The following is a 13768-nucleotide window of genomic DNA, read 5'->3' as shown; positions in this document are numbered from 1 at the left end:
AAAGAATAAAGCTGCCATATTTAGCGAATATGGCAGCTTTATATTACATGAGCTACTTCTACTCAACTATCAATTAATTATTAACTTTTCCGTTCTTTTACGGTCATCACCACTGTTTAGCTCTATAATATAAATCCCTGTACTTAAAGTTGAAACATTTATAGAATTCAATCTATTTGAACTATTTAGTTCTGAACTTAAAACCAAACGTCCTTGAATATCATATAAGTTTGCGGACGTCGCATGGTTTAATTCACCTTTAACTATTACTTGTCTAGGTGTTTTTGTAGTATAGATTTGTAAATTAGTAAATTCATTATCATCATTAGATAATGTTTGAGTGGCATATTGAATATTAAAACGTTCTGTGCCATCTAATGTTTCTGTTGGTGTAAATATATAATCAGAAGTATTTAATAAAGTATACGTATTTTCATAAGTATCATTTAAGTAGACATTGGTGCCAGAAGGTACAGTTGAAACATCAGCAATGGAAATAGTTAATTGTTCATTTGCTGGGGCATTAATACCTAATGGAATAATGACATCACTTAAATCATTAAACGGTAAGGACTGAATAGCTATATCTAAACCAGAGTTATCTTCAACCAAATTAGAAAATATTGAAAATTCAGATGCACTACCACGATATGCTCCTGCATCATAGCCAACATCTAATCCTCTCGTTGTACCTTCTATAAAATAGATTTTTGTAGATGCATTATTATTCGCGCTGGTTAAATTCAGTTCACATAATGCTACATTATTATTATTATTATTATTACGACCAACAATAAAATCATCGGAACTACCAATTCGGCGCATATTAGTGGTAAAATCAACTAAACCGCCTGTCGCTTTAGATTTAACAAAGAAAGCTTGTCCTGGTGCAATAAGTTCTGTTACTGTTTTATCTGCGATTGTCGCTAAATTCCAAACCGTCCACTCGTTGGATGCATTGCCATCATAACCATAAATAGCTTGAAATTCACTATTCGCATCTAATTGACTCGCATTGGTCGTAAAAAAGACTTCAAAATCTAAATAAGAGGGATATGGATTCCCAATTAGATTCCAAGCAAAGCCTGCTGCCGCATCTGAAATTGGAACATCAAGAACATCATCAGACCTTACAACACCTGTAAATGTTAAGTTACCATCATCGGTGGTTGCAGCCCTATAACCTTTACCTGCATCTATTGTAGTTAAAACATTAGTAAGTAAATCATAATTTTGATATTCACCCACCGAGGTATTATATGGTGCAAAAGCTCTGATATTACCAGAAGCAGCCAAATTATCATTTACAATTTCAAACGCTGGAAATAATTGCCCAGAAACTGGGGCAGAAATTAAATCATTAGTGCCTACTATTGATGTATGTTTATTATAATTAACCACTCCAGTAATTGAGCCATCTAAAATTAAACTAGAAAACATTTGAGAAGTAGAATTTAGATCTACAGCTACTGCTGTTACGCTCACCCCAGAATCAATTGTTAAAGCTGCACCAGGATTCACCGTAATTGTACTACAAACAGTATTAGCCGAAATAGTAGCCGCACCAGCTTCAATGACAATATAATCGATAGAAGTAGATATGCCTACGGGATTACTTGGTGACCAATCATTATTATAGGTGTATGTTTCTCCGCCTGTTTTAGGCTTTATATAAATAGAATAATCTTCAGATTGACCATAAACTAATGATGTATAGCAGCCCGAATTTATAGGGCCCACATCTCCATATTCATCATAATCTAAATCAGTTATTAATCTAATTCTTACATAATCGCCATAAGGTATTGTGCTTGGTAAGTTAATACTTATTGAGACTTCATTAGATATAGACGCGTTAATATCATTTTCTAAATATTGTAATTCAGCCTCATCTTCAAAATCTCCATCATCATTCCAATCAATCCAAACCCCTAATTGTTGGATGTTTACACTAAGCACTGTGGTATTTAATGTATTTGAAGTATCTGAATCTATTTCAAAATATAATTTACAGTCACCCGTTAAATCTAAATTACCTCCATCAGATGCTGATGTCCAGCTTCCATAGTTAACACCATTTAATTCTACATTGGTAATACCAGAATAATTGCTTGAAGTAGCATTATTCGCACATGCTGCTACAGGCGCAGCATATGTAGGGTCTGGAGCAATACCTCCTTTAGAGTTAATAATTGAGGTCTCTTCCATGGCGGCACGAGCTCTTGTTTTCTGATCATTTGTTAATCTATCAGCGCAATTATAATAGCTCATAATATTATTTCTAGTATTATTATCAACCCAAGGTGATAGCGTACAACTATTAATTGTTGGACATGAACTCGTTTCTCTTTTATGTGGGACTGTATCGGCACAACCATCACTGTTTGTTCCAACCGTAACATCAGCAGGACAGGTCTCGCCATCGCCATCGCCTTGAAAAGTATGATACAAATTAAAAAAGTGTCCGACTTCATGAACAACGGTACTATTATCTCCATTGGAATTAAGCCCCCAACCATTTATATTACCAGGATCATAACCAAAAACGGTCGACATCATTACAGACCCATGACCACCAAAACCTTCATTATAAAAATAGGCATAGCCTTGGAAACCATAACCTCCATTATTTCCATCTAATTCAGAAACTACCCAAACGTTAAAATATTCAGTTTGAGGCCAACTACTTAAAGTTACTATATCATTATAACTAGCACCATTAGAGTTATTAACGTTAACCCCATTACTAGAATAGCCTGGAAGTCCAGAAGCATCAACCCTATTAATTCCTGTGGTGGCATTACAGCTTGGATCCCTTTTCGCCAAGACAAATTCGATTTCAAAATCTACAGGACTACTCGGAATTTGGCCCCTATAATAATCATTAAGATTATCGATACTACTTTGTATCTGAGCATCAGAAATATTGGTACCTGTACCGACTGTTTCTCCTAAATGCAATACATGGATTACGACCGGTATAGTTAATACTGTACCAGCCATTCTAGAATAACTTCTATTTTCTATTGCGGTCTGAATTCTTTGCTCAGCAGCTTTTGACATAGCAGCAAAACTAGGATCTTGTAATTGACTTGCTCTTTGGTCATCAAACCCACAGCGTTGCTGCGCATAAAAAGACGTAAAAAATAGACATGCACCTAATAATAAATAGGTCGATTTTAAAAATTTCATAAGATTTGGGATTTAATGTCGGCAAATTACCTTTATTAACGATGAAATTATTAAAATATTGAATATAATCGTTAAACGGTTCATTTTTAATTTTTTATCCAAAAATTAAGGCATAAAAAAGCCCTTAAGATGAATTATCAAAAGGGCTTTTATAAATTAATAATTGTCTCTAGTTATAGAGTCTATTGATTTCCTAATATAATAGGCATACCGCTCTTACCAGAACCAATAACTATAACTTTACTATTTGGTGATTCAGATAATTTAATCGTTGCTTCTATACCTTTATCTTGTAAAATTTTATCGTTGAGCGAAGCACTTAGAATTTTATTAGCATCTGCTTTACCTTGCGCTTCAATAATTTGTCGTTGTGCTTCTTTATCTGCAGTAACCAGTCTAAATTCGTATTCTAAAGACTCTTGTTCTTGTTTTAATTTACGCTCAATAGCATCTTTAATTGTTGGAGGTAAAGTAACATCTCTAACTAAAATTTCGTCGATCATTATAAATTGACCGTCGACTATCTTTTTTGTTTCTTCAAAAATCTCCTCCTGAATAGCATCTCGCTTACTAGAATATAATTGTTCTGGCGTATAACGACCAACGACACTTCGTGCGGCAGATCTAATTGTTGGTAGAATAATTCGGTTTAAATAGTTATCACCAATTTCTTTGTGTAACAATCCTAATTGACTTTCATCTGGTTGATACCAAATGGAAGCATCTAACTGAATATCTAATCCATTCGAAGACAATACTTTCATTTTTTCGAAAATTTCTTGACGACGCACTTCATAGACAAACACTTTATTCCATGGTGCAACGATATGAAATCCTTCTCCCAGCGGTGGTTCATCAATAACCACACCTTCTCCAAATGTCTTAAATAAAACTCCAGCTTCTCCAGAATCTATTGTAACGGCAGATTTTGCAATTATAATTATTAATAATACTATTCCGATTAATATCGGTAATCCAACCTTTGGTAATTTTTCCATTCTTTATTTTTTAAATTAATCCGTTAAATTTTCTAATAAACCACTCCATAAAAAGACTTAAAGCTATTAAACCGAGTAAATATTTCCAATCCACCAAAGGTACGATATTTTTAATGCTTTTTTGAATAGTTTTATAGCGATTGTCGCTTAGTAGATGCTCTATTAACAACTCTGATTCCGTAGGAAAATAAGCTTCACCTCCACTAGTATTTGCTAAAGATTTAAGTTTAGAAATATCTGCATTTAAGAACTGCTGCTCTACATTATATTCTAGAATTTGAAAACTGCCAGAAGTAGCCACTGACTCAAGATTATGCTTAACGGTAAAATCATAATCGCCTGGCTCAATACCACTTAAGTCCACCCTGTAATTTCCGTTGTTAAGTAAAAGCGGGACCTGCCTAATACTTGCATTATCCTTATTTTTCAATGTAATGCTTAACGAAGCCGTATCATCGAATTCAAAATTTTTATTAAAATATTGAGCCGATACAATAACGTCATCATTACCGTTATAGAAAGATTTATAATCAATGTTAATACGTTTTCTCTTCTTATTTGAACTTAGATATTGAACGAGTTTATTAATAAACTCGTCAAAGCTATTGAAGGTGTTGGTATTTAAAAAGGATTGTGCGCGCCATCTCCATATATTTTCACCATTAAGCACTGCATGTTTCGTTGTATTATCTTCTAAGGTGGCCAATAATATATCTTCAGTGGTTATGCCGTCAACCATTTTATACAACAACGTTTCGTGTGGTACTAAAATTTCTAGAGCGCCAAATTCAGATTCTAACGGAGGAAAACTATTAAAATTAAGGTTTTCTACAATAAAGGTTTCATAATTTGGATTTAAATTAGGCTGAAAATTCTCCGTCTGTTGGGTTATTTTTTGCTTAAAATATGTTTGACTTCCATTTAAGATATTCCAGTTAGTGGTTTTACCAGAAATAATGAAAGAGTTTAATTTTTGATCGTAAACACTTTTTAAAACCTGCTTAAAGTTATGGTTTGGTTGATATAGTATAACTAATTGAAAATCATTTATTGTGCTTAAATAATCTACTGGTTTTAATATTAAAACTGTACGCTGCTCATTACTTTCAATTGCTTTTTTTAAGGCTCCCAAATCGGGATGCATTCGGTCGTAAACTAAAGCGATGTTTGTTTTCTGATCAATAACCTCTACTCCAAAATTCTTTAAATTGTTAACCTTATTTTTTTCGTTATCCAATGCTAGTAACTCTGCTCTATATGTTTTTACTCCAACACTATTTGCCATTAACGCAGTAGATACAATTTCAGAATTATTTGAAGCGTCAAACTGCAATACTTTTCTAAATACTACAGAATTACCAGACCAAATTTTTAATTCTGTATTTATAGTTTCATTTCCATTGTAATTAGCAATAATTTCAATAGGAAATTTATTCTTTAAATAGACGTAACGATTAACATTTAATTGTTTGATGCTTAAATCTGAATAAACTGAAGAATCTCCAAGGATAATTGGATAAATAGGTTGGTTAACCTTTTGTGACATGAAACTATAATCCGAACCATAAGTTTGATTCCCATCACTCAAAATTACAATTGGAGCCGTTTGGTCAGCATATACGTCCCCCAATTGCGTTAAAGCTAAAGCTATGTTAGATTGTCTTTCATTAAAATTTAAACTATCTAAGGAATGAACAGATTTCCCAAAATGATAAGGCTGTAAATCAAAACGTTCATTGATAGCTGAATTATTTAGCAAAATGTTGGCTACTTCCCTAGCCCTGTCATCTTGGTTTAAATATATAACCGACTCCGAATTATCAACAGCAACGACCAGTGTTGGTTTTTCATCGAAGTAAGTAAAGGACTCAAATTTTGGATTAATCAGTAGCAATAAGATTGCGAAAATTGAAATTGTCCTCAAGACAGTCAATACTAACTTAAGTTGAGAATTTAATTTCGATTTATAAAAATACTGAAACAGCGCTAAAATTAGCGCTGTAATTGCAGCAAGTGTTATGTAAATAACAGTTTCTGAAGTCATTAAATTTTTATCTTAAAAATCATAAGATTCCCGCTTTCGTAATACCGTATTATGTTAACATTCCTCCATCAACATTTAAAGTCTGTCCAGTAACATATGCACTTAAGTCACTAGCTAAAAATACACAAGCATTGGCGATATCTTCTGGTGAGCCTCCTCGTTTTAATGGTATGGCATTCCGCCAGCCTTTTACCGTTTCTTCGTCGAGTGTTGCGGTCATTTCGGTTTCTATAAAACCTGGGGCGATTACATTACTTCTAATATTACGAGAGCCTAATTCTAATGCCACTGATTTAGAAAAACCAATGATTCCGGCTTTAGAGGCGGCATAGTTCGTTTGTCCGGCATTGCCTTTTACACCAACTACAGAACTCATATTGATTATTGAACCTTTACGCTGTTTTAACATAGTACGTTGTACAGCTTTTGTCATATTAAAAACAGACTTTAAGTTCACCTCTATCACTTTATCGAAATCCGCTTCTCCCATTCGCATTAAGAGATTATCTTTGGTGATACCAGCATTATTTACTAAAATATCGATGGCACCAAATTCGGAAAGAACGTCTTCAGCTAATTTTTGAGATTCATCGAAATTGGCAGCATTACTTTGATAACCTTTGGCTTTAATACCTTTGGAATTCAATTCATTTTCTAATGCATTTGCAGCTTCAACAGATGAGCTGTACGTAAACGCTACATTTGCGCCATGATCCGCAAAAACCTGAGCTATTCCTTTTCCGATTCCTCTACTTGCACCAGTGATTATGGCTGTTTTTCCTTCTAAAAGTTTCATAGTTGTTTGTTTAATTAATATGGTCATGCCGTATTTCCAATTAGTAGGAAATTTGGTTCATAACTTATAATTGATTGTTAGTTTCTAAAGTTAGTAATATTTATGTATCCGAATAGGTCGTATTAGAGTCTTTCTAACGGAAAAATTCAGTTGTCACTACATTTCAAATATACCAATTACAAACTGCAAGAAAAAAAACCTTACAATAATTTGTAAGGTTTTTAACAATTTTTACCTAATGTAAATAGGTCTATATTTTAATACGCGGTTTAGCCTAAAACTTCCGCTACTTTCTTTCCTATTTCAGCAGGTGAATCTACAACGTGAATGCCACATTCTCTCATAATTGCTTTTTTAGCTTGAGCTGTGTCATCACTACCACCCACAATGGCTCCAGCATGACCCATAGTACGACCGGCAGGAGCAGTTTCGCCTGCAATAAAACCAATTACTGGTTTTTTACTACCGCTTTCTTTATACCATTTTGCAGCATCAGCTTCTAATTGACCTCCAATTTCACCAATCATTACAACAGCTTCTGTTTCTGGGTCGTTAATTAATAATTCTACCGCTTCTTTAGTAGTTGTTCCAATGATTGGATCTCCACCGATACCAATAGCAGTTGTTATTCCCAATCCTTGTTTTACAACTTGGTCTGCCGCTTCGTAAGTTAATGTTCCAGATTTAGAAACAATACCGACATTTCCTTTTTTGAAAACAAAACCTGGCATAATACCTACTTTTGCTTCACCAGGTGTAATAACACCTGGACAGTTAGGCCCAATTAAACGACATGCTTTTCCTTTAATATAATTAGACGCTTTAATCATATCTGCAACAGGAATACCTTCAGTTATAGTAATAATAACTTTGATACCAGCATCAGCAGCTTCCATAATAGCATCAGCAGCGAAAGCTGGTGGTACAAAAATAATTGTTGTGTCAGCTCCTACTTTTTCGACAGCTTCAGAAACTGTATTAAAAACAGGCTTGTCTAAATGTGTTTGACCACCTTTTCCTGGTGTAACACCTCCAACAACGTTTGTTCCATATTCAATCATTTGCTCAGCATGAAATGTACCTTCACTACCTGTAAAACCTTGAACTATAATATTGGAATTCTTATTAACTAAAACGCTCATTTGATAAAATTGATTTTATGAATTATGTATTTCGTTGCACAAAAATAAGAGATTTAAAAAACAAAAGCGACCTCTTTTAAATTTTTATTTCTTTATAAGAAGCAATACTAGCATAGTCATTTTCGTCAGCCTGATGGCTTATCTCATAACCTCTGTACAATTTGTCTTCTTTAACTTCCCATATTGCAGAGAAATGTGCTAAAGCGGCTTCAGTATCTGGATTTTCTATAGTATGTCCAAAAAGTGTGTGCCTCGTCGTAACATAGTTACCAGCTTCAATTAAATGTGTAAACTCAAACCGAATACTATTATAAGACTCACGCGTTCCTTTAAAAAATTCTTTTAAATCCTTATAATCCATTAAAACGAACCCTCTACTACTCGTCCAATGTAATTCACAATCTTTATGAAAAAACTGTGAGACAATTTGGGCATCATTAGCAAAATCTGAATTATAAAATGCTTTAACAATCTCTTTCGCTGTCATTATATATTTTTTAATTTTTGAAATATTTCTGGAATTTTCTTGATAGAAGCAATCTCTTTATATTTACTTCTGATATCACCAGCAGGAATACCAAAATAAGTTTTACCTCCCTCTAAAGATTTACTCACACCGGCCTTGGCAAATATGATTGCTTTTTTTCCAATGGTAATTCCGCTAATAATCCCCACTTGCCCCCAAATGGTTACTTCATCTTCAATAATTACACAGCCAGCTATTCCTACTTGAGAGGCTATAAGACATTTTTTTCCAATTACAGTATCGTGACCAATTTGAACTTGATTATCTATTTTTGAACCTTTACCTATAGTTGTATCGCCTGTAACTCCTTTATCTATTGTACACAAGGCTCCAATATCTACATGGTCCTCAATTATAACGCGTCCACCAGATTTTAACTGATCGTAGCCCTCGGGTCTATTTTTATAATAAAATGCACTAGCTCCTAATACGGTTCCTGCATGAATAGTAACATAATCGCCAATAACAGTATCATCATAAATACTTACGTTAGCATGAATAATGCATTGTTTTCCAATGGTAACATTATTACCTATAAAACAATTAGGCTGTACAACGGTACCGTCACCAATTTTAGCATCATTTGCAATTGCAGAATTTGAGGTTTTAAATGGTTTAAAGTGATCGGTAAGTTTATTAAAATCTCTAAACGGATCATCGGAAATTAATAGTGCTTTGCCTTCAGGGCATTCCACATCTTTATTAATTAAAACTATAGTTGCTGCAGATGCTAAAGCTTTGTCATAATATTTGGGATGATCTACAAAAACCACATCACCTGGTTCAACCACGTGAATTTCGTTAATGCCTAAAATTTCAAAATCGTCAGCACCTTTATATTTACAATCTATAAGATTTGCAATTTGTTTTAAAGTATGTGGTTTCGGGAATTTCATTTTGTTAATCTTCAGTAGATAATTCTCAGCAAACAGTGAACGCTGTCTTCTGCAAATTTCAAACTCATTATTCTTTGATTCTCTCTTTATATGTTCCTTTGTCTGTTTCGACTTTAATTTTGTCGCCTTCGTTAATAAATAACGGTACATTCACTTCTGCACCAGATTCAACCGTAGCGGGTTTTGTTGCATTTGTTGCTGTATTACCCTTTACACCTGGTTCTGTCGCTGTAACTTCTAAAATTACAGAAGCTGGTAAATCTACAGAAAGCGGCATATTATCCTCTGTATTTATTTGAATTGTAACCACTTCCCCTTCTTTCATTAAATCCGTTCTGTCGATAGCAGATTCTAACAATCTTATTTGCGTATAATCCGCTTCATTCATAAAATGATAAAATTCTCCATCATTATATAAATATTGAAATTTATGCGTTTCTACACGTACATCTTCAATTTTATGTCCTGCTGAAAACGTATTATCCAGAACTTTACCGGTAGTTACACTTTTCATTTTCGTTCTTACAAAAGCAGGACCTTTACCTGGTTTTACATGAAGGAATTCAATTATTTTATAAATATCATTATTGTATCTTATACATAATCCGTTTCTAATATCTGATGTACTTGCCATAATATTGCCCGCAAAAAGTGGGTCGTTTTTAATAGTTAATATTTTTTTTATTTCAGGCTAATTAATGTTAGCCAATTTAGGTTCTGTTTATGCATAGATTTCGCTAAGCATAAATAAGATGAAAAATTTGAAGGTATTATTTTCGAATCTATGTGGTAAACCGCTTTCTAATTTCTGGCCCCAATAGATAGTCTTTCAAACTTAATTTGATTTGAAATAGCCCTTCATAATACCACGATGTGAATTCTTTATAAATTGAAGAATTTCATCACGCTCTGGTGTTGCTTCCATTTCGGCTTCTATTAAATCGGAAGCTTGAGTATTATTATAATTTTTTTGGTAGAGCATTCTATATATATTCTGAATTTCTCTGATTTTCTCTGTACTGTAACCTCTTCGTCTTAGGCCCACAGAGTTAATACCAACGTAGGATAATGGTTCTCTACCAGCTTTCACAAAAGGCGGCACATCTTTACGCACCAAAGAACCCCCTGTGACAAATGCATGATTTCCTATAGCACAAAATTGATGAACAGCAGTCATACCTGCCAAAACTACATAATCACCGACGGTAATATGACCTGCTAGGGTACTATTATTAGAGAAAATACAGTTATTACCAACAACACAATCATGCGCAATATGGCAATAAGCCATAATTAAACAGTTGTCACCAATTACGGTTTTCATTTTGTCTGTGGTACCACGATTAATAGTGACACATTCTCTGATGGTAACGTTATCCCCAATTTCTACAGTGGTATCTTCATCGTTATATTTTAAATCTTGTGGAACTGCTGAAATCACAGCCCCTGGAAATATATTACAGTTTTTACCTATACGAGCACCTTCCATAATAGTTACATTACTTCCAATCCAAGTACCTTCTCCAATTTTCACATTATTATGAATGGTAGTAAAAGGTTCTATAACTACATTCTTAGCAATTTTTGCTCCTGGATGTACGTATGCTAACGGTTGGTTCATTTTTAAATTATTTGTGAGTTAGCGGTTTGTTGAAAATTCGTTCTACTTTAATATTAAACAACAAACTTCTTAACTTTAATTCAACGTGTTTTATTTTACTTTTGAAATTTGAGCCATCAATTCGGCTTCTGCACATAACTTGCCATTGGCATAGGCATAACCCTGCATATGACAAATGCCTCTTCGGATTGGAGAAATTAATGCACATTTAAATATTAAGGTATCTCCTGGTACTACTTTTTGTTTAAATTTTACATTATCCATTTTCATGAAAAATGTTAAATAATTTTCAGGATCAGGGACTGTACTCAGTACTAAAATACCCCCCGTTTGAGCCATAGCTTCAACAATTAAAACGCCTGGCATAACAGGTGCGCCAGGAAAATGTCCTTTAAAGAACTCTTCGTTCATGGTAACATTTTTCACACCAATAACGTGATTATCCGTTAATTCATACACCTTATCTAATAATAAAAAAGGTTGTCTGTGTGGAAGCATATCCATAATTTGATTCACATCCATTAAAGGTGGAGAATTCAAATCGACCTGCGGCACATTATTTCTTCTCTCGTTTTTTATAAGTTTTGACATTTTCTTTGCAAATTGAGTATTTACAAAATGCCCAGGTTTATTCGCAATTATTTTCCCACGAATTCGAGTGCCAATTAGCGCCAAATCACCAACAACATCTAATAATTTATGACGAGCGGCCTCATTGGGATGGTGTAATGTTAAATTGTCTAATATGCCATTAGGCTTCACAGCAATATTATCTTTGTTAAAAGCGACTCTTAATTTATCCATCGTTTCTGAGGACAGTTCTTTATCGACGTAAACAATGGCATTATTTAAGTCGCCACCTTTAATTAATCCATGCTCTAAGAGCATTTCAATCTCGTGCAAAAAGCTAAATGTTCTAGCATCTGCAATTTCAGTTTTAAAATCTGCAATGGTATTAAGTGTTGCATTCTGAGTGCCTAAAACCTTGGTCCCAAAATCTACCATGGTTGTAATTTGATAAGAATTTGCTGGCATTAAAATGATTTCACTTCCAGATTCTTCGTCGGTATAAGAAACGACTTGGGTCACTTCATATTCTTCTCTAAATGCGTCTTGTGTTACAATACCTGCTTCTTCTAAAGCTTCAACAAAAAATTTAGATGAACCATCTAAAATTGGAGGTTCAGAAGCATCTAACTCTATAATTGCATTATCAATATCCGAACCTACTAAAGCAGCCAAAACATGCTCACAGGTTTGAATGGTAACACCATTTTTCTCCATACAAGTACCACGTTGTGTACTTGTTACGTAATTAGCATCTGCTTCAATTTTTGGGCTACCCTCTAAATCTGTGCGTTGAAAAACGAATCCAGAATTTTCTGCACCAGGTTTAAATACCAAATTTACATTTGCACCAGTATGAAGCCCTACACCTGCCAAGGTTACTTCTTTTTCAATGGTTTTTTGATTGATTTCCGTTTTAATTATTGCCATCTACTTTTTTTTCAATTTCGTTTATATTTTTTACAATCTTCGGTAAATTTTTAAAATACACATAAGATTTATTATAATCTCCATATCCTAATGCTGGAGAGCCTTGTAATACTTCGTCGTTTTTCACATTTCGACCAATACCGGATTGCGCCTGAATCTTTACATTATTACCAATCGATAAATGACCTGCAATACCAACTTGGCCTCCTATTTGGCAGTTTTCACCAATTTTAGTTGAGCCCGCAACTCCTGTTTGTGCAGCAATAACGGTGTTTTTACCAATTTCTACATTATGTGCAATCTGTATTTGATTATCCAATTTAACACCAGATCGTAAGATGGTAGAACCCATTGTAGCACGATCTATGGTTGTACCCGCACCAATATCTACATAATCTTCTAAAATAACATTACCAATTTGAGGTATTTTTGCATAGCCACCCTCCTTGTTCGGTGCATAACCAAAACCATCTGCACCAATAATAACACCAGAATTAATAACGCATCCTTTACCAACAATACAGTCTGAATATACCTTACCTCCCGAAAATACAATACTGTTATCACCAATGGTTACATTATCACCGATATAAGCATTCGGGAATATCTTTACATTATCCCCTAAGGTTACATTATCTCCAATATATGAAAACGCTCCTATATATATCTGATCTCCAATTTTTGCGGAATCTGAAATAAATGTGGGTTGTTCAATTCCTGATTTGTTTAACTTAATTTGATTGTAATATTCTAATAATTTTGAAAATCCTTCATAGGCATCTTCTACCTTAATAAGGGTGGTCTGAAGTGGTTTTTCTGGTACGAAATCTATATTAACAATTGTAATAGATGCTTCAGTTATATATATATAAGGTGTATATTTTAAATTTGATAAAAATGTTAAGGAACCTTGCGTGCCCTCTTCAATTTTAGAAAGTTTAAAAACTTCTATATTAGGATCACCTACAACCGTTCCTTCTAAAATACCTGCGATTTGTTCTGCTGTAAATTTCATGTGTCTTTATCTATTGTTTTTATAATTCACATGAAACATTC

The 13768-nt window shown here is 33.8% G+C and carries 11 protein-coding genes; all 11 read right to left on the bottom strand.

The features are described 5' to 3' along the window. Positions 1-69 precede the first annotated feature (69 nt). The 11 genes from QMA06_RS13685 to lpxD all read right to left on the bottom strand — a co-directional run bounded on the left by QMA06_RS13685 (position 70) and on the right by lpxD (position 13727). A complete protein-coding gene (locus QMA06_RS13685) occupies positions 70-3192 on the bottom strand; it encodes a M43 family zinc metalloprotease (protein WP_290207445.1) in 3123 nt (1040 codons plus the stop codon). Positions 3193-3374: 182 nt separating this feature from the next. Beyond that, positions 3375-4190, bottom strand: a complete 816-nt coding sequence (locus QMA06_RS13680; protein ID WP_290207444.1) for a prohibitin family protein — start codon at positions 4188-4190, stop codon at positions 3375-3377. A 10-nt stretch (positions 4191-4200) separates the two neighbouring features. Further along, positions 4201-6234, bottom strand: coding sequence for a VWA domain-containing protein (locus QMA06_RS13675; RefSeq protein ID WP_290207443.1), 2034 nt, complete (start codon positions 6232-6234; stop codon positions 4201-4203). 49 nt (positions 6235-6283) lie between these two features. Beyond that, a complete protein-coding gene (gene fabG, locus QMA06_RS13670) occupies positions 6284-7030 on the bottom strand; it encodes a 3-oxoacyl-[acyl-carrier-protein] reductase (protein ID WP_290207441.1) in 747 nt (248 codons plus the stop codon). A 269-nt stretch (positions 7031-7299) separates the two neighbouring features. Further along, positions 7300-8172: a succinate--CoA ligase subunit alpha gene (sucD, locus tag QMA06_RS13665; protein ID WP_290207440.1), complete on the bottom strand. Its 873-nt coding sequence runs from the start codon at positions 8170-8172 to the stop codon at positions 7300-7302. A 76-nt stretch (positions 8173-8248) separates the two neighbouring features. Beyond that, positions 8249-8659 carry a nuclear transport factor 2 family protein gene (locus QMA06_RS13660; protein WP_290207439.1) on the bottom strand — a complete coding sequence of 137 codons (411 nt, stop codon included), beginning with the start codon at positions 8657-8659 and terminating at the stop codon, positions 8249-8251. Next, positions 8659-9594, bottom strand: a complete 936-nt coding sequence (locus tag QMA06_RS13655; RefSeq protein WP_290207438.1) for a UDP-3-O-(3-hydroxymyristoyl)glucosamine N-acyltransferase — start codon at positions 9592-9594, stop codon at positions 8659-8661. Before QMA06_RS13655 ends, QMA06_RS13660 begins: the two co-directional genes overlap by 1 nt. A 67-nt stretch (positions 9595-9661) precedes the next feature. After that, complete coding sequence (gene efp, locus QMA06_RS13650) at positions 9662-10228, bottom strand: elongation factor P (protein ID WP_290207435.1); 567 nt, start codon at positions 10226-10228, stop codon at positions 9662-9664. 201 nt (positions 10229-10429) lie between these two features. Beyond that, positions 10430-11215: an acyl-ACP--UDP-N-acetylglucosamine O-acyltransferase gene (lpxA, locus tag QMA06_RS13645; protein WP_290207434.1), complete on the bottom strand. Its 786-nt coding sequence runs from the start codon at positions 11213-11215 to the stop codon at positions 10430-10432. 90 nt (positions 11216-11305) lie between these two features. Next, positions 11306-12712, bottom strand: coding sequence for a bifunctional UDP-3-O-[3-hydroxymyristoyl] N-acetylglucosamine deacetylase/3-hydroxyacyl-ACP dehydratase (locus QMA06_RS13640; protein ID WP_290207433.1), 1407 nt, complete (start codon positions 12710-12712; stop codon positions 11306-11308). Continuing rightward, entirely contained in the window at positions 12699-13727 is a 1029-nt protein-coding gene (lpxD, locus tag QMA06_RS13635) for a UDP-3-O-(3-hydroxymyristoyl)glucosamine N-acyltransferase (protein ID WP_290207432.1), read from the bottom strand. The genes QMA06_RS13640 and lpxD overlap by 14 nt, the downstream gene beginning before the upstream one ends. Positions 13728-13768: the final 41 nt, after the last annotated feature.

The sequence above is a fragment of the Winogradskyella bathintestinalis genome (assembly GCF_030407435.1).
In the GTDB taxonomy this organism is placed as follows: Bacteria; Bacteroidota; Bacteroidia; order Flavobacteriales; family Flavobacteriaceae; genus Winogradskyella; species Winogradskyella bathintestinalis.
Note: the sequence above shows the minus strand (reverse complement) of the source record. Positions and strands in the feature narration are given on the sequence as shown.

Bases quoted from the DNA above. Each gene is read 5' to 3' on its own strand.
- QMA06_RS13685 (WP_290207445.1), bottom strand. From the start codon at position 3,192: ATGAAATTTTTAAAATCGACCTATTTATTATTAGGTGCATGTCTATTT.
- QMA06_RS13680 (WP_290207444.1), bottom strand. From the start codon at position 4,190: ATGGAAAAATTACCAAAGGTTGGATTACCGATATTAATCGGAATAGTA.
- QMA06_RS13675 (WP_290207443.1), bottom strand. From the start codon at position 6,234: ATGACTTCAGAAACTGTTATTTACATAACACTTGCTGCAATTACAGCG.
- fabG (WP_290207441.1), bottom strand. From the start codon at position 7,030: ATGAAACTTTTAGAAGGAAAAACAGCCATAATCACTGGTGCAAGTAGA.
- sucD (WP_290207440.1), bottom strand. From the start codon at position 8,172: ATGAGCGTTTTAGTTAATAAGAATTCCAATATTATAGTTCAAGGTTTT.
- QMA06_RS13660 (WP_290207439.1), bottom strand. From the start codon at position 8,659: ATGACAGCGAAAGAGATTGTTAAAGCATTTTATAATTCAGATTTTGCT.
- QMA06_RS13655 (WP_290207438.1), bottom strand. From the start codon at position 9,594: ATGAAATTCCCGAAACCACATACTTTAAAACAAATTGCAAATCTTATA.
- efp (WP_290207435.1), bottom strand. From the start codon at position 10,228: ATGGCAAGTACATCAGATATTAGAAACGGATTATGTATAAGATACAAT.
- lpxA (WP_290207434.1), bottom strand. From the start codon at position 11,215: ATGAACCAACCGTTAGCATACGTACATCCAGGAGCAAAAATTGCTAAG.
- QMA06_RS13640 (WP_290207433.1), bottom strand. From the start codon at position 12,712: ATGGCAATAATTAAAACGGAAATCAATCAAAAAACCATTGAAAAAGAA.
- lpxD (WP_290207432.1), bottom strand. From the start codon at position 13,727: ATGAAATTTACAGCAGAACAAATCGCAGGTATTTTAGAAGGAACGGTT.